Genomic DNA, 22,314 nt, shown 5'->3' with positions numbered 1-22,314 from the left:
GGCTGCTGCATCACGCATACGCCGGCGCCGGCTCGCTCGTCGGCCGGCCACGGAAGTCGGTCCAGCAACGGCGCGAGAAGTCGTACAGCTTGCAGCGGCGCGCGGTGTCGAAGTACCACTTCCAGCTAAAGCGCTGCACGATGATGCGACCGGGCAACATCTCCTCCAGCTTTTTCTGCGCCTGTTTCAGCTTGTACAGCGGCACACTCATGTCCACGTGGTGGGCGGTGTGCTCCATGATGTGGTGCATCAAGGCACCGATACGCAGCGGAAACACCAGATGGACGGTGGTCGAGACGAACGGCGCCGCCTTCGCCCAGGCCAATTTGTCGTCATGCCACTGCACCGCCGGGTGGGTGTGGTGCACATACACCACGAAGCCGATCATGCCGTTCCAGAACACAAAGGGCACCACGAACCCCATCAGCACCTGCAGCCACACCGGCTGGCCGGTGGCCATCGCGGCCCACACCATGCCCGCGATCCACAGCAGGCCCACCACCAGCACGAAAACACCATCCCAGATGAATTCGGGCCGGCGCGTGCCCATGTAGGTCTTGCGCGGGAAGAACATGCGCAGCCACCACATCTCAATCAGGTAATACAGCGCCGGGCCCCAGCCACTGCGGTAGATGCGCTCCAGCAGCCGACGCGCGGGCGACAGCGCGTCGAACTCCTCCTTGGTCAGCGGCGCCCACACGAAATCCACGCCCTTGAGGTTGGTGTAGCCATGGTGCACCACGTTGTGGCCCACTTCCCACAGGCTGTATGGCGTCAGCGATGGCAACATCGCGATGCGCCCGAGCAGCTTGTTCAGACCGCGGTGCGGCGTGTAGCTTTGGTGGCAAGCGTCGTGTCCGATGATGAACAAGCGCCCGATGGTGAACCCCGCCGCCAGCCCGCACAGCAACTTGGCCCACCAGCTCTCGAAGACGATGGTGCCGGCGATCAGCGCGGCGAAAACGACCCAGTCGATGACCAGCAGCACGATGGCGATCGCTGTGCGGCGCTCGGCCAGCGGCGTGATCCAGCTGCGGATGACCTTACGATGCGGCAGTGGCGCCCCGGGCGCAATGGGCTGCTGCGGCTGGGCAGCGGAGGCAACAGAAGCGACGGCTTGTTGGACGGACATGGCAGACGAATGAAACGCGAAACCGAAGACTGTGCAAGTGCCGCGCCGCGACCACCCCAGCGATGCACTTGGACCAGTGCGCCCGCGAGTATGCCCGAGATGCCTTGCACACGCTTGACACAGGTCAATCGAGCCACCCTTGGGGCACGGCCAGCGCCCACCGAACGCACATCTCAGGGCACCATCGTGCGCCAACCAAACGCCCAACATAAGTTCGAATAACGCCAGGCCAAGCACCCATTTCGGCGCTCAACAGTCGCGCGCACCGGCCCCGTTATAATGCACAGTTTGCTGGCAACATCCACCAACTCCGAAGGACATTTTCATGGCCACCAAGTCGAAAAAATCGCCGCGTCTGGCCTCGGGCCGCAAACGCGCCCGCCAAGACGTCAAACTGAACGCCCACAACAGCTCGCTGCGCTCGCGCTACCGCACCGCCATCAAGAAGGTCGAAAAAGCCGTCGCGGCCGGCGACAAGGCCTTGGCGACCACCCTGTTCGCCCAGATGCAGTCGATCGTCGACTCGATCGCTGACAAGGGTATCTTCCACAAGAACAAGGCAGCACGCGACAAGAGCCGCCTGTCGGCCAAGGTCAAGGCCCTGGCCGCCGCATCGGCGTAACGATGCCCCGCCCGGCGCAGCCACGGCTGCACCGCCGTTTGGACCGGGTGCGCTGCCAGCCATACCCCTCAAACGCCGCCTGTGGGCGGCGTTTGTTTTGTCGAAAGCAGACGAGTACACTCCACCGTGCCCTGCACCGCCAGCGTCCTGCCGACGGCATCTGCATCCGTTCGGCCGGATCACCCCTGGCTGGGCGCCTTTCCTGTCGGAACGGCTTCGGGCAACAGGCAAGCCTCGGTGACGACCAAATCGTTGTCGCGCGCAAAACCCAGCACGAAATCCCACGCCCGCTCGTCGTAGTCGCGCAACGCACGGTTGACGACCACGCACTTGAGCCCGTTGACCACGGTGGGAATCACCCAAGGGGAATAACGCAAATGACCACCCGGCCCCTGCGCCGCCTGAGGATGGAACGGACTCATGACCCCCGCCAGACGTTCGGCCCAATCGCTGGGACGAAACGTTCGGCCACTGTGCGTGACCCCCAGAATGAAGATCTGTTGGGCATTGGGTGTGACCATCGCGCGGCGGGCCGCACGCCGGTGGGCGCTCGGCGACAAATAGACAAGCCAGTGGCAACCCCGAACCGGGGCCACCGTGCATCAGACCCTTGGGGATCGCCCAAGGCTTGGGTATTGTATCTTATATAAGACTTATCACCTCTACCCAAGCGCCTGGGTACACCGTCACGCCCACACGGAGGACGGGCCACCGCCCGGCGCGCATACGGGTCGCAGCACGCCTAGAATCGCCCCTTGAGCGCACCGACTGCGCTTTCGTTCCGCCCCTGTTTTCCGATTGCTCCTTGCGCCGCCCGATGAATACCGCCGCCCCCCCCGTTGAACCGCACGTGATGTCCACCTACGCCCGACTGCCCATCACCCTCACGCATGGGCGCGGCTGCCGCGTCTGGGACAGCGCGGGCCGCGAGTATCTGGATGCACTGGCCGGCATTGCTGTCAACACCTTGGGGCATGCCCACCCGCGCCTGGTGCGCGCCTTGCAAGAGCAAATCGGGCAGCTGATCCACATCAGCAACTACTACCACCACCCATGGACCGAGCCGTTGGCCGCCGCCCTTTGCGAACGTGCCGGGCTGGACAAGGTTTTCTTTTGTTCCAGCGGGCTGGAAGCCAATGAAGCCGCGTTGAAACTGGCGCGCAAATTCGGGCGCGACAAAGGCGTCGAGCGCCCGCAGATCGTGGTGTACGAGCGCGCTTTTCACGGCCGCTCGCTCGCCACCCTGTCGGCCACCGGCAATCCCAAGGTCCAGGCCGGCTTCGAACCGCTGGTCGAGGGCTTCATCCGGGTGCCGATCAACGACCTGGAGGCGCTGCGCGCCGCCACCGCCGGCAATCCGAACGTGGTGGCGGTGTTTTTCGAAGCCATCCAGGGCGAAGGGGGGGTATATCCCTTGGAGCCCGACTACATCGCCGCTGTGCGTGCGCTGTGCGATGAGCACGACTGGCTGCTGATGATCGACGAGGTGCAATGCGGCATGGGCCGCACGGGCAAATGGTTCGCGCACCAGTGGGCGGGCGTGCGCCCCGACGTCATGCCGCTGGCCAAGGGCTTGGGCTCGGGCGTGCCGGTGGGCGCGGTGGTGGCGGGTCCACGCGCAGCGCATATTTTCCAACCCGGCAACCATGGCACCACGTTCGGCGGCAATCCGCTGGCCATGCGCGCGGGGCTGGAGACGATTCGCATCATGGAAGACGAAGGGCTGCTGGACAATGCCGCGCGCGTGGGCACGCACCTGCACACCCAGCTGTGGGCGGCGCTGCACGGCGTCCCCGGCGTGCGCGAGATCCGCGGCAAGGGCCTGATGATCGGCATCGAGCTCGATCGCCCGTGCGGCGTGCTGATGCAGCGCTGTGCCGACGCCGGGCTGCTGCTGTCGGTCACCGCCGAGCGCGTCATCCGCCTGGTGCCGCCGCTCATCCTCAGCACGGCCGAGGCCGACGAGATCGTCGCCAAGCTCGTGCCCCAGGTGCGCGCTTTTCTCGATGAGACTGCTGCATGAAACACTATCTGCAATTCAAAGATTTCAGCGCCGACGAGTACGCCTATTTGTTCGATCGTGCCGCCCTCATCAAGCACAAATTCAAAACCTACGAGCGCTACCAGCCCCTGGTGGATCGCACGTTGGCCATGATTTTCGAGAAAGCCAGCACGCGCACGCGCGTCAGCTTCGAAGCCGGCATGTACCAGATGGGCGGCTCGGTGGTGCACCTGACCACCGGCGACAGCCAGCTCGGCCGCAGCGAGCCCATCGAAGACACCGCGCGCGTGATCAGCCGTATGGTCGACTTGGTGATGATCCGCACCTTCGAGCAGAGCAGGATCGAGCGCTTTGCCGCGCATTCGCGCGTGCCCGTAATCAACGGCCTGACCAACGAGTTTCACCCCTGCCAAATCCTGGCCGACCTGTTCACTTGGCTGGAACACCGCGGACGCCGCGCCGACGGCACGCTCGACGTGGGCGCGCTGCGCGGCATCACGGTGGCCTGGGTGGGCGATGGCAACAACATGGCCAACACCTGGCTGCAAGCGGCGCAGATTTTGGGCTTTCGCGTGCACATCAGTACACCGCGCGGCTACGAGGTCGATCCGGCCGTGGCTGGCGTGCCGCGCGGCGACTTCTGGCAGGTGTTCGACGATCCGATGGACGCCTGCCGCGGTGCCGACCTGGTGACCACCGACGTCTGGACCAGTATGGGCTACGAGGCCGAAAACGAGGCGCGCCAGCGGGCGTTCGCCGCCTGGCGGGTGACCCCCGCGATGATGGCGCAGGCCAAGCCGCAGGCCCTGTTCATGCACTGCCTGCCGGCGCACCGCGGTGAAGAAGTGGCCGCCGAGGTGATCGACGGCCCGCAGTCCGTGGTGTGGGACGAGGCAGAAAACCGGATGCACGTGCAAAAAGCGTTGATGGAGTATCTGCTGCTCGGGCAACGATGAATGCATGCCTGCAGTGCGGCGCCTGTTGCGCCCATTTTCGGGTCGATTTTTCCTGCTACGAACTGGCCAGCGCCGGCGGCCACGTGCCGGATGGTTTGACGGTCGAAGTCCACGGCGTGACGGTGCGCATGCGTGGCACCGATCACTGGCCGCCGCGCTGCGCCGCGCTCACCGGCAACGTGGGCCAACGCGTTGCCTGCGCCATCTACGAGTGGCGCCCGGGCCCCTGTCGTGAATTCGCTGCTGGCAGCGAGGCCTGTGACCGCGCCCGCGCCCGTCATGGATTGCCACCGTTGTCCACCAGTGGCGAGGCGCCGTGCTAAGCCACCTGAGGCTGCGCACGCCACCCCGCCGAGCGGCGTCGCGCCGCCGTCGCGATGACCGGCCGCACCAATACCGCGCGACCCCGAAGACGGTGCTGCGCGGCGGGTGTCAGTCCCGGCGGTCGAGCTGGCGCTGCACATAGCGGCACAGCGTCTTGAGCACCTGCACCCGCATCCACAGCTTATCGTCGCTGGCCACCACGTGCCATGGCGCCACGCGCGTCGAGGTGCGGTCCACCATATCCTGCACCGCCCGCTCGTACTGCGGCCACTTCTCGCGGTTGCGCCAGTCCTCGGGTGTGATCTTGTGCTGTTTGTAAGGCGTGGTCTCGCGCTCGCGAAAACGCCGCAGCTGCTCATCGGGTGTAATGGCCAGCCAGAACTTGGCCACGATCACACCGGCTTCGGTGAGCTGCTCCTCGTAGGCGTTGATCTCATCGTAGGCGCGCATCCAGTCCGCCAGACTGCAAAAGCCCTCCACCCGCTCCACCAGCACCCGCCCGTACCACGAGCGGTCGAATACCACCGCGCGGCCGTGTGCCGGTATGTAGCGCCAGAAGCGCCACAGATAGGGTTGGGCGCGCTCGTTCTCATTGGGGGCGGCGATCGGCACCACGCGGTAGTAGCGCGCATCCCACGCCGCCACCAGGCGCCGGATCGTGCTGCCTTTGCCAGCGGCGTCCATACCCTCGAACACCACCACCAGCGAGCGCTCGCGCATTCGCGCATCGCGGCTGAGCGCATTCAGCCGCCCCTGCCAACGCTCCAGCAAGCGCTCATAGCGCTCACGCGAGACCCGTTGCCCATAGTCCAGCGCTTGCAACAGGGTCTTGCCGTCCAGCGGTGGCGCCGGCTCGGCTGCCGCCACCGGGGTGGCGGCAGCGGCTGGCGGCGGGGACTGCACAGCGCTTTGCAGCATCGACAGCAGATACCGGCCCGCCGCCAAGTTGCGATAGGCTTCATCGCGCCCGTCGATCACGTGCCACGGCGCCTCCGGCTGGCTGGTTTTGCGCAGCGCCTCGTCGCTGGCAACGATGAAATCGTCGTAGCGCTTCAAGTGGGCTTTCTCGCGCGGACCGATGCGCCACGCGGTGCGCGGATCGGCTGCCAGTGCCTTCAGGCGCGCCCGCGCGGCTTTTTTGGGCAAGTGGAACCAAAATTTGACCAACACCACACCCTCGGCCACCAGCATGCGCTCGAAATGCCGGATACGCTCCAGTCGGCGCGCGAAACGGTCGGCATCGTCGCGTCCATAGACTCGGCTGACGATGGGGTCGGTGTACCAGGAACCGAACAAAATGGCCATCTGCCCCTTCGGCGGCAGCACCTGCCAATAGCGCCACATTTCCGGCCGCCGATAGTCTTCCTCCGTCATCACGTCGAAGGCCTCGGTGCGAATATGGCGCGGGTCCAGCCACGCATTGAGGGTGTTGACGGTTTCACTGCGCCCCGCCCCATCGACACCGTTGATCAGCACGACGAGCGCGCGCTGCGCCTGCTGCAACAGGGCATACTGGGCCTGCAACAGCGCCGTGCGCAAAGCCGGGACCTCGGCTTTGTAGGTGGCCCGGTCGATGTGGTGTTCGATTTCTGCGGATTCGAACATGCGCCCCTCCTCAAATTCGTGACGGCATGGTGACAAACCATCATGCCATAGACGACACGCGACGCCGACGGGCTGGCGCCGGCGGGCCGAAAATGTCACGCCGCGGTGCGACGCCCGCGCCGGCACGGTTTGCAGGCAGAGGCCACACAGAAGGGCATGGTTGGCGCTATAATGGAGATCTTTGCTGGCGTAGACCCGTCGGCCGATGCTCACATCGAAGACGGGGAACCTGCCAGAGCGGTGGGCGTCGGGCCTCACATCCTTCCCGCGCGCACCCCTGGCGCAATCCTGGAAACCATTGGCCAATGACCACCATCCGCGTTAAAGACAACGAACCCTTCGACGTCGCTCTGCGCCGCTTCAAGCGCACCATCGAAAAACTCGGCCTGCTCAACGAACTGCGTGCGCGCGAGTTTTATGAAAAGCCCACCGCCGAGCGCAAGCGCAAAAAGGCCGCCGCCATCAAGCGCCACCTCAAGCGTGTGCGCTCGCAACAACTGCCCCAGCGGCTGTACTGACCCAGCGGCCTGAGCACGCCGTCGAGCGCAGCGGCAGGCACGCGCATACACACCGCGCCTGCGGCTGGCCTGCGCTGCCAGGTGGCCATTCACCAGCCCGCCCGAGGACGCTCCGGCGGGCTGATTGCTTTTGCTTGGCCGCCGGGACGGTGGCAACGTGCCGGTCTTCGTCATACGCGGGATTGCCGATCGGCTATCCTTCAACCCCTCGCCCCCTGCAGGAACACGCCATGGGCTTGAAAGACCGTATCACCGACGACATGAAAGCGGCCATGCGCGCCAAGGACAGCGCGCGGCTGGGCGCCATTCGCCTTCTGCTGGCCGCCATCAAGCAACGTGAAGTGGACGAACGCATCACGCTCGACGACGCGGGTGTCGTCGCCGTGGTAGACAAGCTGCTCAAACAGCGCCGCGACGCCATCGCTGCCTACGAACAGGCGGGGCGCACCGACTTGGCCGACAAGGAACGCGCCGAAGTCGAGGTCCTGCAGGCCTATCTGCCGGCACGACTGGATGCCGCCGGCGTCGCCCGCGCCGTGCAATCCATCGTCGCACGCTTGAGTGCCGAACTCGGGCGTGCGCCCACGCCGGCGGACATGGGCAAGGCGATGGCGCTGGCCAAGGCGGAGCTGGCGGGCCAGGCCGACATGGCTGAAGTCTCGGCCGCCGTCAAGGCCGCGTTGGCCCGCTGAGCGACACCGCGTTCGCGGCGCACAGCCGTGCGCCAGCCCGTGCAGCCGCCTGCCCGGGCGGCGGCGCAAACCGGATGTCGGCTGACACGGACGGCGCGCATGGCTTCCCCCTCCCCACCTCCGACCGCACCAGCCCTCCCGTATCCCGGGCTGCCGGCCGACCCGCGCCTGGCGCCCATCGGTGTCTTCGATTCGGGGGTGGGCGGCCTGTCCGTGCTGCGCGAGATTCGTCGATTGCTGCCAGCCGAAGCGCTGATCTACGCCGCCGATTCTGGCCATGCCCCCTACGGTGACAAGCCGCCGCAGGTCGTGCAGGCGCGCGCTGAACATATCCTGGACCAATTTCGGCACGCGGGCTGCAAGGCCGCCGTGGTGGCCTGCAACACCGTCACCGGCCTGTCCATTCAGGCACTACGCGCGCGCTACCCCGGCTGGCCCATCGTCGCCATCGAGCCGGCCGTCAAACCCGCCGCGCAGCGCACACGCAGCGGCGTCGTCGGCGTGCTGGCCACCCGCAACACAGTGGCCAGCCCCGGGCTGGCCCGACTCATCGCCACCTACGCCGCGCACGTACGGGTGCTTGCCCAGGCGTGTTCGGGTTGGGTGGAGCGCGTCGAGCGCGGCGAACTGGACGGCCCGGAAACCGAAGCCGCAGTGGCTGCGTACGTGCGTCCGCTGTGTGAGGCGGGTGCCGATGTGCTGGTGTTGGGCTGCACGCACTACCCCTTTTTGCGCCCGGTGATCGAGCGCGTCGCCGGCCCCGGCGTCACCGTGCTGGATCCGGCGCCGGCCGTGGCACGGGAGCTGGCACGCCGGCTCGATGAACGGGGTAACGCTGCCCCTGGGCCAGCCGCGGCAGACGTCACGTTCTGGACCAGCGCCGACCCGCAACAAACCGCTGCGGTGATCACCCGGTTGTGGGGGCAGAGGGTGCGGCCACAACGCTTGCCCGACAGGGCATGAGCCATGCCCCGGAGCCCATCGAAACGTAACGAGCAGCGGCCAATCCGGGGCTGCAAGACCGACTCTCGGCCGACCACGTCACCCATTGGCACCGCGCCGTAGCGCCCCCAGCAGCCCGAACATCCGAAAATGAGCTGACCCATGGCTTGGCGCGCCTTCGCCACGCAGTTCGCCGGGCACGGCACGCCCGGCTGCGCGGAGCACCTTGATTGGCGCCGGCTGTAGCCATTTACCGGACTGTTTGGCTGAAACTGGCTGGCTACATGGACGCTTTGGATTGACGTCCGGCTTTTGAATTGGCCAGCTATGCATTGATTGGCTTGGTGGGTCGTGCAGGATTCGAACCTGCGACCAACGGATTAAAAGTCCGCTGCTCTACCGACTGAGCTAACGACCCACGCTGCGATAAGTGGCAGCGCTTTGCGCGTTTCGCTTATCACGTAAAGCTAGCATTATAGACCAAAAGACACCGCATTTGCCTCGTTGACGTTCATCACGAACTGTGGGCATGGGTGCGCGGCTCTGCCATGGTAGCCAGCGTCTGCATCACCCAACCTGCGGCGCACAGCCCGAAGGTGGCCGTCACCGCGACGCTGGAGCCGAAGCCGTGACAGTTCAACGAGGTATCGCGCCCTTCGGTTGCGCATGAGGTTTGTGGCGGACGCACCGGCTCGCAGCTGAATACGGCTGTGACGCCGATCGGCCCCTGCCGTGGCGCACCGTACGACTTGCGCAGGCGCTGACGCAGCTGCGCCAGCAACGGGTCGTGCGTGGCTTGGGCCACGTCGCTGACTTCGACGGCATCGCCGCGCTGTTTGCCGCCGGCCGCGCCCACCGTGACGAATACCGCCTGGGCACTGCGGCCCCATGCCGCCAGGGTGGTCTTGGCGGCCATTTGGTCGCACGCATCGATCACCGCCAGCGGCCCGTGCACGCCTTGGGTCCGCTGGGCCTGCTCGAGCAAGTCGGCCCAATTGTCGGGCGTCACGAAGGCCTCGATGGGCAAGACGCGGCACCCAGGGTGGATGGCGGCGATGCGGGCGCGCATCGCCTCGACCTTGGCCATACCGAAGGTGCCGTCAAGCGCGTGGATCTGGCGGTTGGTGTTGGACTCGGCGATGTGATCGAGATCGATCAGCGTCAGCCGCCCCACGCCACTGCGTGCCAGCGCCTCGACCGCCCACGAGCCGACGCCACCGATGCCGACCACGACGACATGTGCAGCCCGCAGCCGCGCCGCGCCTGCCTCACCGTAGAGCCGGGCGATGCCGCCAAAGCGGCGTTCGAGGTCGGGGCCAGCGGCGACCGTCTCGACACTCACCCGTCGCGCTCCAGCAGCCAGAGCTGAAAGCGAAAACCAGCCCACGCGCCAGCCACGATGCCCGCCAAGGCGAGCAGGCTGGTCAAACTGAGCGTGGACACCCCCGACAGACCCTGACCGATGGTGCATCCCATGGCCGTGACACCACCGATGCCCATGCAGACCGCACCCACCAGGTGCAAGGCCGTATCGCGCGTGCCCGCAAAACCCTCCCAGCGAAAGCTGCGCGTGGCCAGCGCGTGGACAGCCGCCCCTGCCACCACACCTACGACCGATGCCACGCCCAGCGTCAAGATCTTGTTCTTGTCGCTGAAATAAATGAGCCAGTCGAGCGTGTAGGCCATGGGGGCGGTGAAGGTCAAGGCCTCCATGCGCCCGCTTTGGGTGGCCACGTACACCGCTTCCAACGTCTGGGGATGCTCTGGCACGAAGCCCAAATGACCGGAGACCCACCACATGCCCAGTACCGTGGCGCCGATACCAGCGCCCCCCAACCACGCGTTGGTGGAGCGGCGCACCTCGCGGTCGGCCAGCGCCCAGGCGATGAGCAGCGCTCCGACTGCGATACCGATGAACGCCACCGCGCCGTCCCCCCAACCGAGTCGAGCCGCGAGCCACATCGGCAACGGGCTGCCCGGCTCCATCTGAAAGGCGACGCGATCGACCGTGGCATCACGCAGCACGGCCGTGATGCCACGCAAGGTGGCAAACGACGCCACCCCCATCACGAAAAACACCACCAGGCTCTTCAGACTCCCGCCACCGATGCGCACCAGCGTCTTGCTACCGCAACCCGAGCCCAGCACCATGCCAAAGCCGAACAACGCGCCGCCCAGCAACGCCGACAGCCAAATCACCCGCCCGCTGAAATAGATGGTTTGGGTGGGATCGATCCAGCCCACCCCGACCATGGCGTGAAAACCCACCATGGCTACGCCCATGGCCAACACCCACATACGCATACGCGTCCAGTCGCCCATGTTGACGATGTCGCTGAGCGCCCCCATGGTGCAGAAATGGGTGCGATGTGCAATCGCCCCGAAGACGGCCGAGACGGCAAACGCCGCCCATAAGACGGTGGTGTAGAGGGATTGGAAGTCGGAAGGATTCATGGCAGGCATCGGCACTCGTCCCGGACGCAGCGCCGGCAGACGACGCAAGTGAGGCCGGAATTCTACGGTGCGCCGTGGCGCCGTGTGCGCCCCACTTCAGCGCACGCGCGCCAGGCGTTCACGTGCTGCGGCAGCCGCTTCCGATTCGGGGTACCGCTGCACGACCGCCTGCCAAGTCGCCCGTGCGGCTTTGACGTTCTTCAATTCCAATTGGCAACTGGCGATCGCCAACAGCGCCTCGGGCGCACGCGCATGGCGCGGGTAGCGCTCGAGCAGTTGCTGATAGCTCTCGATGGCCTGCGCATACTCGCGTTGTGCATAGCGTGCATTGCCTTGCCAGTACAGCGCCAGTGGCGCGTAACCACTGGCGGGAAAGCGCTGCAACAATTGCCCGTACAGCGCAGCAGCGCGCGCGAAGTCGGAGGCGCGCAGCGCCGCCATCGCTTCGTCGAACGCCGCCTTTTCTTCGGGACGGGCGAGAAACTCCTGCCCCTCCACCGTCACTTTCAGGGGTTCGAGTGCGCGCAGGCGTTCTTCCAGCGCCGCCCAGGCATCACGCTGCTGGCGCTGCGCATCGGCCACCTCGCGCGCCAGGCGTTCCTGCTCACCGCGCAACTGCGCCAGCTCGCGGCGCAGCGCCTCGATCTGGCCCAGCAGATCGACAACACCACGGCGCGCGCTGTCGCCGCCGCTTTCCACCTCGGCCAACTGGCGCTGCAGCGTCTGCAGCGCTTGCTGCTGTGCCTCGATGGTCTGGCGTTGCGCCTCGACGCGGGCGCGCAAATCCAAAATGGCTCGCCGCGCATCATCGTCGCTGAAGAAGGCGTGCGCGGGCGCGCCGACCCCGAGCGCCGCTGCCAGCAAGGCGGGCGCGATGCGCCGCGCCCAAACCAGGGCCTGCACCGCGGCGCCGCGCGGCGGTCCCATGCGAACGAACCGGGGCTGCATGACGTGATCCCGCCTCAACGGTAGGTCAACTCGACACGGCGATTGCGCGCCCACACTTCCTCACCGCTGCCCGCCACGGCCGGCTTTTCCTTGCCGAAGCTGACCGCCTCCATCTGCGCTTCCTGCACGCCCATCAGCGCCAGCGCGCGGCGTACGGCCTCGGCGCGTTTCTGGCCCAGTGCCAAGTTGTATTCACGTCCGCCGCGCTCGTCGGTGTGCCCTTCCAGCACCACGCGCCGGCTGCGGTCGGCATTCAAAAAGCGCGCGTGGGCCTCCAGCGTACCGACGTATTCGGGCTTGACGACGTAGGAGTCGAAATCGAAATAGATGACACGCTCGACGTTGGCCGGTGGCTGGGCCATCTCGGCCGACCCCGTTTGCACGGGCACGACGGTGCGGTTTTCCACCGCAGCGCCGCTGGCGCCGGCCGCCGAGGAGCCCGCGGTCACGGGGACCGCCGAGCGCTCGCTCACCGGCGCTTGGCTTTCATCGAGCTTGACGCTGGAGCAGCCCGCCAGCACGGCGGCGATGGCAGTATAGACGACGACCGCGCGCCCTGCGCGGTGGACAAACGAATGGCGGTTCATGTTGGTGCAAGGATTGGATGGGTGGGAAGGGAGAAACACGGTCCAAACGGCGGCATAGAGATCGGGGGCGAGCGGCGACAGGGGCGTGTGCCGTCAGCCCACAAAAGGCCCCCAGTCGGGTTCGCGCACCACGCCAGTGGCAGCCAGCCGGGTTTTGATGCGGCCGTCGAGCGTGGTCGTCATCAGTGACTCGCGCCCTTGCACCCGCGTGGCGTAGATGATGAGGCGGCCGTTGGGCGCGAAGCTGGGGCTTTCGTCGGCCTGCGACTCGGTCAACGAGGTCACGGCGCCGGTGGCCAAGTCGAGCAGGCGCAAGCGGTACGCGTCGCCGATACGAGCGATGTACGCCAGCTGCCGCCCATCGGGACTGACGGCCGGCGAGATATTGTAGGTGCCTTCGAAGGTCACGCGCGTGACTTCGCGCCCGTCGGGCGTCATGCGGTAGATCTGGGGCGAGCCGCCACGGTCGCTGACGAAATAGACGGCTTTGCCATCGGGCGCGAACGCCGGCTCGGTGTCGATGCCGCCGGTCTGCGTGATGCGCTGCGGCGCGCCGCCGTCCACGTCCAACGCGTAGATTTGCGAGCTGCCCCCCAGAGTCAGCGTCGCGTACAAGCGCCGCCCGTCGGGCGACCACGCCGGCGCGCTGTTGGAGCCACGGAAACTGGCCAACAAGCGGCGGCGCCCCGTGGCCAGATCGTGCACGTAAATGACGGGCTTGCGCGTCTCGAACGAGACGTAGGCCAGTTGCGTCCCCGTGGGTGACCAGGCCGGCGAGATGATGGGCTCGCGACTGGTGAGCGCGGCTTGGGCGTTTTCGCCGTCGGCGTCGGCCACCCAGAGCTGATGCCGCTCGCCACTGGCGGTGACATAGGCGATGCGGGTGGAAAACACGCCACGCACCCCGGTCAGCTTTTCGTACACGTAGTCGGCAATGCGGTGCGCGGCCAGCCGCAGCTCACCCGCGCCCACCGGGTAGCTGAGTCCACCCAGATCGGTGCTGCGCACGGCATCCCACAGCCGGAAGCGCACGTCGTAGCGCCCATCGGCCAGCCGCCGCACGCTGCCGGTGAGCAGCGCGTCGGCGCCCTGCGCACGCCATGGCGTCAGATCGGGGCGGGCCACCTCGTCCAGCACGGCGCTGCCACCCGGCAGCTGGCGCAGCTGCCCGCTGCGCACCAAGTCGGCGCCGACGATGGCTGCCACGTCGTGCGGCACGCCGCCATCGACACGAAACGGCGCGATGGCGAAGGGGATCTGCGCCACCCCGACCCCGGTGACCTCGACGCGGAATTGGGCCCATGACAGGGGGCTCCAAACACTGGCCGCCCCCGCCACCGCACCGGTCAGCCAGCGCCGGCGTTGCCAACCCAACGAAAAAATCGCCTTCATGAATGTTTGCCGTCGTATCAACGCAAAGGGGCACCCGCCGCACACACCGCCGGGGTACGGGCGCCACCGCGATGTCCACTGCACTCACGCCGTGGTCGACCCGCGTCGGCAACGCCTGCGGCTGGGCACGATGGCGGCACCCGCGGCGGGAAACATAACAGCCCCGCGACCACATGGCGCTTGCGCGCCGATAATAGCGGATGCCGATGCTCATATTCCCATGTGGTTCGCCTCGGCTACAAAAGTTCTTCGCCGCTTGTGGCGTTAGCGCGGGGACGTGTTCGTTTCGTCGGACTCGGTGCTCGTCCATCCGCCTGGCCACCACCGCTTTCGCCCCTGCCGACCTGCCTTGACCGCACCGCCCCCTGCTCCCTCGCCCGCCGGCGCCGCCGCGCCCACCGTCTGGGCACGCATGCGGCGCCTGTGGCCCTACTTTCGTCCGGCGCGCGCCGGGCTGGGCTTTGCCGCCCTGGGGACATTGCTGGCCGCGCTCACCGAGCCCGCCATTCCGGCCTTGCTGCAGCGCCTGCTCGACGAAGGCTTCGTTGCCGGCGCGCTGCCGCTGTGGATGGTGCCGGTGGCACTGATCGGGTTGTTTTTGGTACGCGGGCTGGCGACCTTCGTCGCCCGCTACGGCTTGGCCTACACCGCCAACGGCGGTATGCTGGCGCTGCGGCAGGCGATGTTCGAACGCTTGGGTGCGGCGGATCTGGCACTGTTTCAGCAGCAAAACGCGAGCCGCCTCTCCAATACCCTGGTCTATGAGGTGCAAAACGGGGCCGTGCAGCTGGTGGAGGCGTTGCTGACGCTGGCGCGCACGGTGTTGACGATCGCGGCGCTGCTGGTGTATCTGCTGTGGCTGAACTGGCAGCTGACGCTCATCGCCGTGGCCATCTTTCCGCCGCTGTCGTGGGGCATGAAGGCCTTGTCGCGCCGCCTGTACCAGGTGACGCGGCGCAGCCAGCATGCCACCGACGCCCTGGCCTACGTGGTGGAGGAGAATGTGTTGGCGCACCGGCTGGTGCGCCTGCACGACGCCCAGGGGCAACAGCAGCGGCGCTTTGCCGATCTGAACCGAACGCTGCGCGGGCTGGCGCTGCGCAGCACGGTAGCGGCAGCCGCGATGACGCCGCTGACGCAGATTCTGGCGGCCATTGCCCTGTCCGCCGTGGTGATGGTGGCGCTGCACCAGGCCAGCGGTGGGGTGTCGGTGGGCGGCTTCGTCGGCTTCGTCACCGGCATGCTGATGCTGGTGACGCCGATTCGCCAACTGGCCGATATCGCCACCCCGATCACGCGTGGGCTGGCGGCGCTGGAGCGCGGTCTGGAGCTGATCGAAGGCACGCCGGCGCAAAGCAGCGGCACGCATGCGCCCGGTCGCGCGCGCGGCCACCTGGCGTTGCACCATGTGTGGGTGCGCTACCGAGGGCGCCACGGCAACGCCTTGCGCGGCGTCACGCTGGAGATCGCGCCCGGCGAGCACGTGGCGTTGGTGGGGCCGTCGGGTTCGGGCAAGACAACCCTGGTCAACCTACTGCCGCGCTTCGTCGACGCGGCTCGTGGGCGTGTGGAGCTCGACGGCGTGGATGTGCGCAACTGGGATTTGCGCAGCCTGCGGCGCCAATTCGCGATGGTCAGCCAGGACGTGGTCATGCTCAACGACACCGTGCTGGCCAATGTGGCGCTGGGCGACGACCGCCCCGACGAGGACCGGGTGCGCGCCGCCCTGGCCGCAGCCCATCTGGATGACTGGTGGCCGCAACTGCCGCTGGGCCTGCACACGGTGGTGGGGCACAACGCCGCCGAACTCTCGGGCGGGCAGCGTCAGCGGCTGGCCATCGCGCGCGCCCTCTACAAGGACGCACCGGTGCTGATCCTGGATGAAGCGACTTCGGCGCTGGACAATGAATCGGAGCGGCTGGTCCAAGACGCCTTGGCCCGCTTGATGCGCGGGCGCACCACCATCGTCATTGCGCATCGGCTCTCCACCATCGAGCATGCCGACCGCATCGTGGTGCTGGAGGACGGACGCGTGGTCGAACAGGGCGACCACGCCACGCTGCTGGCCGCCGGCGGGGTCTATGCGCGGCTGCACGCACGCGGACGCGCGGGCTGGTTGGACGATGAGCCGGCCGCCGAGGATGGCGAACCAGCCTGATGAGCAGCGGCGCTACAGTAGGACGATGTCGTATTGCTCCTGCGTCATCGCGCTGTCGCTTTGCAGCGAAATCGGCTTGCCGATGAAGTCCGACAGACCGGCGAGATGCTGGCTTTCTTCGTCCAAAAAGCACTCCACCACCTGCGGCGCGGCGACGATGCGGAACTCACGGGGGTTGAAGGCGCGCGCTTCACGCAGAATCTCGCGCAGAATGTCGTAGCAGACGGTGCGCGTGGTGCGCACCCGCCCGCGTCCCTGGCACGCTGCGCAGGGCTCGGTGAGCATCTGCGACAGCGACTCGCGCGTGCGTTTGCGCGTCATCTCCACCAGCCCCAGCTGAGAAAATCCGCCCACCATGGTCTTGACGCGGTCGCGCGCCAGTTGTTTGCGCAACTCGGCCAGTACCGCCTCGCGGTGATCGGCACGCACCATATCGATGAAGTCAATGACGACGATGCCGCCCAGGTTGCGCAGCCGCAGCTGGCGCGCGATGGCCTGGGCCGCCTCCAGATTGGTGCGAAACACCGTATCGTCGAAATTGCGCGCACCGACGAATGCCCCGGTGTTGACGTCGATGGTGGTCAGCGCCTCGGTCTGGTCGATGACCAAGTAGCCGCCGGACTTCAGCTCCACCCGCCGCCCCAGCGCACGCTGGATTTCCTCGTCCACATGGTAGGACTCGAAGATCGGACGCTCGCCGCGGTACAGCGTCAGGCGCTCCAGCACCTGCGGGGTGTACTCCTGGGCGAAGGCCTGCAGCGCCACGAATTGCTCACGCGCGTCGATCTGGATGCTGCGCGTCAACGGCCCCGCCAAGTCGCGCAACACACGCTGGGCCAGATTCAGCTCCTCGTACAGCAGCGCTGGCGGCGGCTCATGCAGCGCACGCGCGCGAATGTGCGCCCAGGTCTTGCGCAGGTAGGCGATGTCCTCGCGCAGCTCGTCGTCGCTGGCGTCTTCGGCGTTGGTGCGCAAAATGAAACCGCCGCCACCTTCACCGGCCAGCCGCTGCAGACGCTGGCGCAGTTCTTCACGCTGGGCGTGCGGAATTTTTTGCGACACGCCGATGTGATCGTCCTGCGGCAAAAAAACCAGCAAGCGCCCGGCGATGCTGATCTGGGCGGTCAGACGCGCGCCTTTGGAGCCGATCGGATCCTTGAGTACCTGCACCAGAATCGATTGGCCTTCGAACACCTGGCGCTCGATCGGCGGCGTCGCCTCCGCCTCGCGGCCGGCGGCGTGACGCGCGGCGATCTGCGGCATCAAGTCGGCCACGTGCAGAAACGCGGTGCGCTCCAGCCCGATGTCGATGAAGGCCGACTGCATACCGGGCAAGACGCGCTGCACGCGCCCCAGGTAGATGTTGCCGACCAAGCCGCGCTCCAAGGCGCGCTCCAACAACACCTCCTGTACGGCGCCTTGCTCGATGATGGCGACCCGCGTCTCTTGCGGCGTCCAGTTGATGAGGATGTCGTGTGGGACCATGGTGGGGGCAAGCTTATCGCAGCGCCACACCGGCGCGACGCAGCAAGGCGCCGGTCTCGAACGCCGGCAGGCCCACGATGCCGCTGTGACTGCCGCTGATGCGGCGCACCCACAGCGCCGCCCGCCCTTGGATGGCGTAGGCGCCGGCTTTGCCCATCGGTTCGCCCGATGCGACATAGGCCGCGATGTCGGCTTCGCTGAGGTCGGCGAACCACACGCGCGAGCGGCTCAGCGCGCGCCACTGCCCCAGCGGACTGGCCACCGCGACCGCGGTGAGTACGTGGTGCACGCGGCCCGACAAGCGCCGCAGCATCTGCGCCGCCTCGGCCGCATCGGCTGGCTTGCCCAAAATGGCCCCATACAGCGCCACGGTGGTGTCGGCGCACAGCACCACGCCGGGCGGCCAGCCGCGTCGGCGCAGGCGCTGCTGCGCCGCACGCAGCTTGGCCCGCGTCACCCGGCGCACGTAAGCAGCCGGGGCTTCGCCGGGCTGCACCGCCTCCAGTGCCTCGGCGTCCTCCTCCGGGTCCGGCGGCAGGGGCACCGGCGTCACCCCCCACTGCAGCAGCAAATCGCGCCGGCGTGGACTCTGCGACGCCAGGTACACCCACGGACGGCCATCGGCGGGCACGGCAGGCGCAGCGGTGTGCGTGGTACGGGCCGGTTCGTTGGTCGTCGGTGTCAACGCTGCCATGTTCAATCCCGGTGATACGGATGCCCCTGCAGGATGGACCAGGCGCGATAGAGCTGCTCGATCAACAGCACCCGCGCCAGCGCATGCGGCAGCGTCAAATCCGACAGACGCAAGGTGGCGAAGGCCGCCGCACGCAGCGACGGATCGAGGCCATCGGCCCCGCCGATGACGAACGCGACATCGATGCCATCGCGCTGCCACTGCTGCAGCCGCTCGGCCAGTTCGACAGTGGTGCAGCGCTGCCCACGCTCGTCCAGCACCACCCAGCGCGCCCCTTTCGGGGCGGCGGCTTGCAGGCGTTGGGCTTCGGCCGCCATGATCGCCGCCGCGCTCTTGCCACCGCTGCGTGGCTCGGCCTTGACGGTGCGCAACTGTACGCGTGCCTCAGGCGGAAAGCGCTTGGCGTAATCCTGATACGCGGCCTCGGCCCAATCGGGCAGCCGCTGCCCGACGGCCAACAGGTGCCACCTCATGCGTCGGCAGCGCGAGCCGCGCGGCGGGATGCGGCAGCCGGCGAGCGAGCCGGCGACGCTGCAGTGCCCGCGCGCGCAGCAGCCTGCCCGCGCCCGGACGCCGCCTTGCGCAGCCGCACCGGCTTGCCGCCCCAGATTTCCTCCAAGCGATAGTACTGACGGATGGCCGGCTGCATCACGTGCACGACCGCCGCGCCGCAATCGACGATGATCCACTCACCGTTGTCTTCGCCTTCGACCCGAGGCTTGGCAAAACCGGCTTCCGCCACCTTGTCGCGCACACTGGCGGCCAACGCCTTGGTCTGGCGATTGGAGGTGCCGCTGGCGATGATGACGCGCTCGAACAGCGGCGTCAGCGCCTCGGTGTTGAACACCTGGATGTCTTGGGCTTTGACGTCCTCCAGGCCATCGACGATGGCCCGTTGCAATTTGCGAATGAGGCGTTGCGCGGCAGTCTCGGTCATGGATGTACGGAGGATGGAGGGTCGTCACCAGATGGCATCTGGTACAGCCCATGGGTGGAAATATACCGCGCCACCGCCGGCGGCACCAGGCGCGCGGCCTGCGCCGGATCACGCAGCCAGGTGGCGCGCACGGCGGTGGCGCTGAGGTCCATCGGCGGCAGCGGCAAGCGCAGACAGGGCAAATCGTCGGGGGTAGCTGGCGCGGGCGGCGCACCATCGGTGGGCGGGCGTGCTGCCACCGCCACGGTGGCCAGCGACAGGATATCGGGCCAGCGGCGCCAGGTGCGAAAAGCCGCCCACTGATCGGCTCCGAGCAGTAAAAACAGTTGCGCCTGAGGGTACAGGGCGCGCAATTCGCTCAAGGTATCGACCGTATAGGAGGGACCTGGGCGCTCGATCTCGCGCGTATCGATCACCACGCCCGGTAGGTCGCCAAACGCCAGCCGGCACAGAGCGACGCGATGCACGGTCGGGCTCAAGACCCGCGCTTTGTGCCAGGCCTGCCCGGTGGGCACGATGTGCAGGCGATCCAAGGGGAGGAGCCGTATGGCCGTCTCGGCCAGTGCCCGGTGGGCGTTGTGCGGCGGATCGAACGCGCCACCGAAGACGCCGACGCGCCGCGGGGGCAACGCCTGCGGCGCGCTCACAGCCAGTCTCGGCGCACCAGAAACTCGGTCAGCAAGCGGTGCTCGGGCGTGCCCGGCGCCGGCCGCTCGTCGTAGGCCCAACGCACCAGCGGCGGCATCGACATCAGAATCGACTCGGCCCGCCCACCGGACTGCAGGCCGAAGTGCGTGCCGCGGTCCCACACCAGGTTGAATTCGACATAGCGCCCGCGGCGCAGCAGTTGATGTTGCCGCTCGCGCTCGCCCCACGGCGTGTCCTTGCGTCGGTACACGATCGGCAAATAGGCGTGCAGGAAAGCGTCGCCAACGGCGCGCGTCAGCGCGAATCCGCCGTCGAACCCCAGTTCCGACAGGTCGTCGTAGAAGATACCGCCGATGCCGCGCTGCTCACCACGGTGACGCAGACAAAAGTAGTCGTCGCACCAGGCTTTGAAGCGCGGGTATTTGTCGGCCCCAAAGGGCGCCAGCACCTGCGCGCAGGTGCGGTGAAAATGCACGGCATCCTCTTCGAAGCCGTAGTACGGCGTCAAGTCCATGCCACCGCCGAACCAGCTCACCGCCTCGCCGTGGGCGGGGCGGGCGCTGATCATGCGCACGTTCATGTGCACCGTGGGCACATAGGGATTGCGCGGATGAAAGACCAGCGACACCCCCAGCGCCTCGAACGGCGCGCCGGCCAGCTCGGGCCGATGCTGCGTGGCCGACGGCGGCAGTCTCGATCCGCTGACATGCGAAAAGCCACAGCCAGCGCGCTCGAAGACGGCGCCGTCTTCCAGTATCTGCGTCACCCCCGCGCCCTGCAGCGGCTCGCCGGGCGCCTTCTCCCAGGCGTCGGAGCGAAAGGAATGGCCATCGATCTCGGCGATGGCGCTGGTGATGCGCTGCTGCAGCCCGAGCAGGTATTCGCGCATCAGGCTGACGGGGTCGGTGCTCATCGGGTCTCCTCGGCAGCCACGTCGCGCGCCAACGCGCGGTGGCCGATATCGCGCCGGTACTGCATGCCCTCGAAGTGTACGCCTTGCACCAGAGCGTAGGCGCGCGCCCGTGCGCTGGCGACATCCGCCCCCAACGCGGTGGCGCACAGCACACGCCCACCCGCCGTCACCAATCGCCCATCCTCCTGCAGTGCGGTGCCCGCATGAAACACCACGGCATCCGGTGCCTGCGGCGGCAACGCGGCAATGGGATCGCCCTTGCGCGGCGCCTGCGGGTAGCCGTGCGCGGCCACCACCACACCCAGCGCCACCCGCGGGTCCCACGCCAGCGTGACGCGGTCCAGGCGCCCTTCGGTGGCAGCCCACAGCACCTCCAGCAGATCGGAGCGCAGACGCATCAGGATGGGTTGCGTCTCCGGGTCGCCCATACGGCAGTTGAACTCCAGTGTGCGCGGCGTGCCGTCGGGGGCGATCATCAGCCCCGCATACAAAAAGCCAGTGTAGGGGTGCCCTTCGGCTGCCATGGCGCGCACGGTGGGCTCGATGATGTCGCGCAGCACGCGCTCGTGCACGGCGGGGGTCACCACGGGGGCGGGCGAGTACGCTCCCATGCCGCCGGTGTTGGGGCCGGCGTCACCGTCGAGCAGGCGTTTGTGGTCCTGGCTGGTGGCCAGTGGCAGCACGTGCTCGCCATCGACCAATACGATGAAGCTGGCCTCCTCCCCGTCCAAATATTGCTCGATGACGACCCGCGCGCCGTCGGCGTTGTGCTGCACACCCAGGCGGTTGTCCAGCAGCATGTCGTCGATGGCGGCGTGGGCTTCGGCCACGCTCATGGCCACCACGACCCCTTTGCCTGCCGCCAGACCGTCGGCCTTGACGACGATCGGGGCGCCCATGCGCTCGACGTACGCATGGGCCGCAGCCGCGTCGGCAAACGTCTCATGCGCCGCGGTGGGAATGCCATGACGCTGCATGAAGGCTTTGGCGAAGGCCTTGGAGCTCTCCAGCTGGGCCGCCGCTCGCGTCGGCCCGAAGATGCGCAGGCCCGCGGCGCGAAAGACATCGACGATACCAGCGGCCAGCGGTGCCTCGGGGCCGACCACCGTCAGGCCGATGTCATGGGCCAGCGCCCAGTCGCGCAGCGCGAGCACGTCGCTGATCGGCACATTGGTCAGCTCGGGATCGAGCGCGGTGCCGCCATTGCCGGGCGCCACAAACACCTGCGCCGCCCACGGGGACTGCTTCAGCTTCCAAGCCAGTGCGTGCTCCCGGCCGCCGCCGCCCACCACCAGCACGCGGATG

General features: G+C 67.4%; 22 protein-coding genes, 1 tRNA gene and 1 pseudogene. 8 read left to right on the top strand and 16 right to left on the bottom strand.

The window, feature by feature from the left end; translation table 11 throughout:
• Nucleotides 1-10: 10 nt before the first annotated feature.
• A complete protein-coding gene (locus tag Tchar_RS03995) occupies nt 11-1,132 on the bottom strand; it encodes a fatty acid desaturase (protein WP_144327791.1) in 1,122 nt (373 codons plus the stop codon).
• A gap of 325 nt (nt 1,133-1,457) precedes the next feature.
• Here Tchar_RS03995 and rpsT point away from each other — a divergent pair, with 325 nt between their 5' ends.
• Entirely contained in the window at nt 1,458-1,754 is a 297-nt protein-coding gene (rpsT, locus tag Tchar_RS03990; RefSeq protein ID WP_144327790.1) for a 30S ribosomal protein S20, read from the top strand.
• Nucleotides 1,755-1,933: 179 nt separating this feature from the next.
• Here the strand turns inward: rpsT and Tchar_RS03985 are convergent, their stop codons facing one another.
• Nucleotides 1,934-2,275 carry a DUF3579 domain-containing protein gene (locus tag Tchar_RS03985; RefSeq protein WP_144327789.1) on the bottom strand — a complete coding sequence of 114 codons (342 nt, stop codon included), beginning with the start codon at nt 2,273-2,275 and terminating at the stop codon, nt 1,934-1,936.
• Nucleotides 2,276-2,571: 296 nt separating this feature from the next.
• On the opposite strand from Tchar_RS03985, the gene Tchar_RS03980 reads away from it, so the two are divergent.
• From Tchar_RS03980 to Tchar_RS03970, 3 genes are read left to right on the top strand one after another with little or no spacing between them, the layout of a single operon-like run.
• A complete protein-coding gene (locus Tchar_RS03980; protein WP_144327788.1) occupies nt 2,572-3,777 on the top strand; it encodes an aspartate aminotransferase family protein in 1,206 nt (401 codons plus the stop codon).
• Nucleotides 3,774-4,712: an ornithine carbamoyltransferase gene (gene argF, locus Tchar_RS03975; RefSeq protein WP_144327787.1), complete on the top strand. Its 939-nt coding sequence runs from the start codon at nt 3,774-3,776 to the stop codon at nt 4,710-4,712. Before Tchar_RS03980 ends, argF begins: the two co-directional genes overlap by 4 nt.
• A complete protein-coding gene (locus tag Tchar_RS03970; protein WP_144327786.1) occupies nt 4,709-5,035 on the top strand; it encodes a YkgJ family cysteine cluster protein in 327 nt (108 codons plus the stop codon). Before argF ends, Tchar_RS03970 begins: the two co-directional genes overlap by 4 nt.
• 109 nt (nt 5,036-5,144) lie before the next feature.
• Here the strand turns inward: Tchar_RS03970 and pap are convergent, their stop codons facing one another.
• The gene (gene pap, locus Tchar_RS03965; RefSeq protein WP_144327785.1) at nt 5,145-6,641 is read right to left on the bottom strand and encodes a polyphosphate:AMP phosphotransferase; all 1,497 of its coding nucleotides are present in this window, start codon (nt 6,639-6,641) and stop codon (nt 5,145-5,147) included.
• A gap of 305 nt (nt 6,642-6,946) precedes the next feature.
• On the opposite strand from pap, the gene rpsU reads away from it, so the two are divergent.
• The 3 genes from rpsU (at nt 6,947) to murI (ending at nt 8,814) form a co-directional block, all read left to right on the top strand.
• Nucleotides 6,947-7,159, top strand: a complete 213-nt coding sequence (gene rpsU, locus Tchar_RS03960) for a 30S ribosomal protein S21 (RefSeq protein ID WP_143901936.1) — start codon at nt 6,947-6,949, stop codon at nt 7,157-7,159.
• A 230-nt stretch (nt 7,160-7,389) separates the two neighbouring features.
• On the top strand, nt 7,390-7,851 hold the full coding sequence (locus Tchar_RS03955) for a GatB/YqeY domain-containing protein (protein ID WP_144327784.1): 462 nt from the start codon (nt 7,390-7,392) through the stop codon (nt 7,849-7,851).
• A 99-nt stretch (nt 7,852-7,950) separates the two neighbouring features.
• Complete coding sequence (murI, locus tag Tchar_RS03950; protein WP_144327783.1) at nt 7,951-8,814, top strand: glutamate racemase; 864 nt, start codon at nt 7,951-7,953, stop codon at nt 8,812-8,814.
• Nucleotides 8,815-9,135: 321 nt separating this feature from the next.
• Here the strand turns inward: murI and Tchar_RS03945 are convergent.
• From Tchar_RS03945 to tolB, 6 genes are all read right to left on the bottom strand, one after another.
• Nucleotides 9,136-9,211: transfer RNA gene (locus Tchar_RS03945), tRNA-Lys, on the bottom strand.
• Between the two features lie 96 nt (nt 9,212-9,307).
• The gene (locus Tchar_RS03940) at nt 9,308-10,135 is read right to left on the bottom strand and encodes a tRNA threonylcarbamoyladenosine dehydratase (protein WP_236640198.1); all 828 of its coding nucleotides are present in this window, start codon (nt 10,133-10,135) and stop codon (nt 9,308-9,310) included.
• The gene (locus tag Tchar_RS03935; protein ID WP_144327781.1) at nt 10,132-11,247 is read right to left on the bottom strand and encodes a YeeE/YedE family protein; all 1,116 of its coding nucleotides are present in this window, start codon (nt 11,245-11,247) and stop codon (nt 10,132-10,134) included. The genes Tchar_RS03940 and Tchar_RS03935 overlap by 4 nt, the downstream gene beginning before the upstream one ends.
• Before the next feature lie 96 nt (nt 11,248-11,343).
• Nucleotides 11,344-12,195 carry a tol-pal system protein YbgF gene (ybgF, locus tag Tchar_RS03930; RefSeq protein WP_236640195.1) on the bottom strand — a complete coding sequence of 284 codons (852 nt, stop codon included), beginning with the start codon at nt 12,193-12,195 and terminating at the stop codon, nt 11,344-11,346.
• 14 nt (nt 12,196-12,209) lie between these two features.
• Entirely contained in the window at nt 12,210-12,782 is a 573-nt protein-coding gene (gene pal / locus Tchar_RS03925; RefSeq protein ID WP_144327780.1) for a peptidoglycan-associated lipoprotein Pal, read from the bottom strand.
• Between the two features lie 93 nt (nt 12,783-12,875).
• Entirely contained in the window at nt 12,876-14,174 is a 1,299-nt protein-coding gene (tolB, locus tag Tchar_RS03920; RefSeq protein WP_144327779.1) for a Tol-Pal system beta propeller repeat protein TolB, read from the bottom strand.
• 349 nt (nt 14,175-14,523) lie between these two features.
• Between tolB and msbA the strand changes: the two genes are divergently transcribed.
• The gene (msbA, locus tag Tchar_RS03915; RefSeq protein WP_236640193.1) at nt 14,524-16,332 is read left to right on the top strand and encodes a lipid A export permease/ATP-binding protein MsbA; all 1,809 of its coding nucleotides are present in this window, start codon (nt 14,524-14,526) and stop codon (nt 16,330-16,332) included.
• Nucleotides 16,333-16,344: 12 nt separating this feature from the next.
• Here the strand turns inward: msbA and rng are convergent, their stop codons facing one another.
• The 7 genes and pseudogenes from rng to purD all read right to left on the bottom strand — a co-directional run bounded on the left by rng (nt 16,345) and on the right by purD (nt 22,313).
• A complete protein-coding gene (gene rng / locus Tchar_RS03910; RefSeq protein ID WP_144327778.1) occupies nt 16,345-17,817 on the bottom strand; it encodes a ribonuclease G in 1,473 nt (490 codons plus the stop codon).
• A 13-nt stretch (nt 17,818-17,830) separates the two neighbouring features.
• Nucleotides 17,831-18,511, bottom strand: a complete 681-nt coding sequence (locus tag Tchar_RS03905; protein WP_144327777.1) for a Maf family protein — start codon at nt 18,509-18,511, stop codon at nt 17,831-17,833.
• A 2-nt stretch (nt 18,512-18,513) separates the two neighbouring features.
• On the bottom strand, nt 18,514-18,984 hold the full coding sequence (rlmH, locus tag Tchar_RS03900; protein ID WP_144327776.1) for a 23S rRNA (pseudouridine(1915)-N(3))-methyltransferase RlmH: 471 nt from the start codon (nt 18,982-18,984) through the stop codon (nt 18,514-18,516).
• A 107-nt stretch (nt 18,985-19,091) separates the two neighbouring features.
• Nucleotides 19,092-19,448: pseudogene (gene rsfS, locus Tchar_RS03895) on the bottom strand (ribosome silencing factor); the annotation flags it as partial.
• Nucleotides 19,445-20,095 carry a nicotinate (nicotinamide) nucleotide adenylyltransferase gene (gene nadD / locus Tchar_RS03890; protein ID WP_236640191.1) on the bottom strand — a complete coding sequence of 217 codons (651 nt, stop codon included), beginning with the start codon at nt 20,093-20,095 and terminating at the stop codon, nt 19,445-19,447. The pseudogene rsfS and the gene nadD, both read right to left, overlap by 4 nt.
• A complete protein-coding gene (hemF, locus tag Tchar_RS03885; protein WP_144327775.1) occupies nt 20,092-21,009 on the bottom strand; it encodes an oxygen-dependent coproporphyrinogen oxidase in 918 nt (305 codons plus the stop codon). The genes nadD and hemF overlap by 4 nt, the downstream gene beginning before the upstream one ends.
• A complete protein-coding gene (gene purD / locus Tchar_RS03880; RefSeq protein WP_144327824.1) occupies nt 21,006-22,313 on the bottom strand; it encodes a phosphoribosylamine--glycine ligase in 1,308 nt (435 codons plus the stop codon). Before purD ends, hemF begins: the two co-directional genes overlap by 4 nt.
• Nucleotide 22,314 lies beyond the last annotated feature (1 nt).

This window comes from Tepidimonas charontis (assembly GCF_007556685.1).
Lineage (GTDB): Bacteria > Pseudomonadota > Gammaproteobacteria > Burkholderiales > Burkholderiaceae_C > Tepidimonas > Tepidimonas charontis.
The sequence above is the reverse complement of the archived record's forward strand: the minus strand, read 5'-3'. Positions and strand labels throughout refer to the sequence as shown.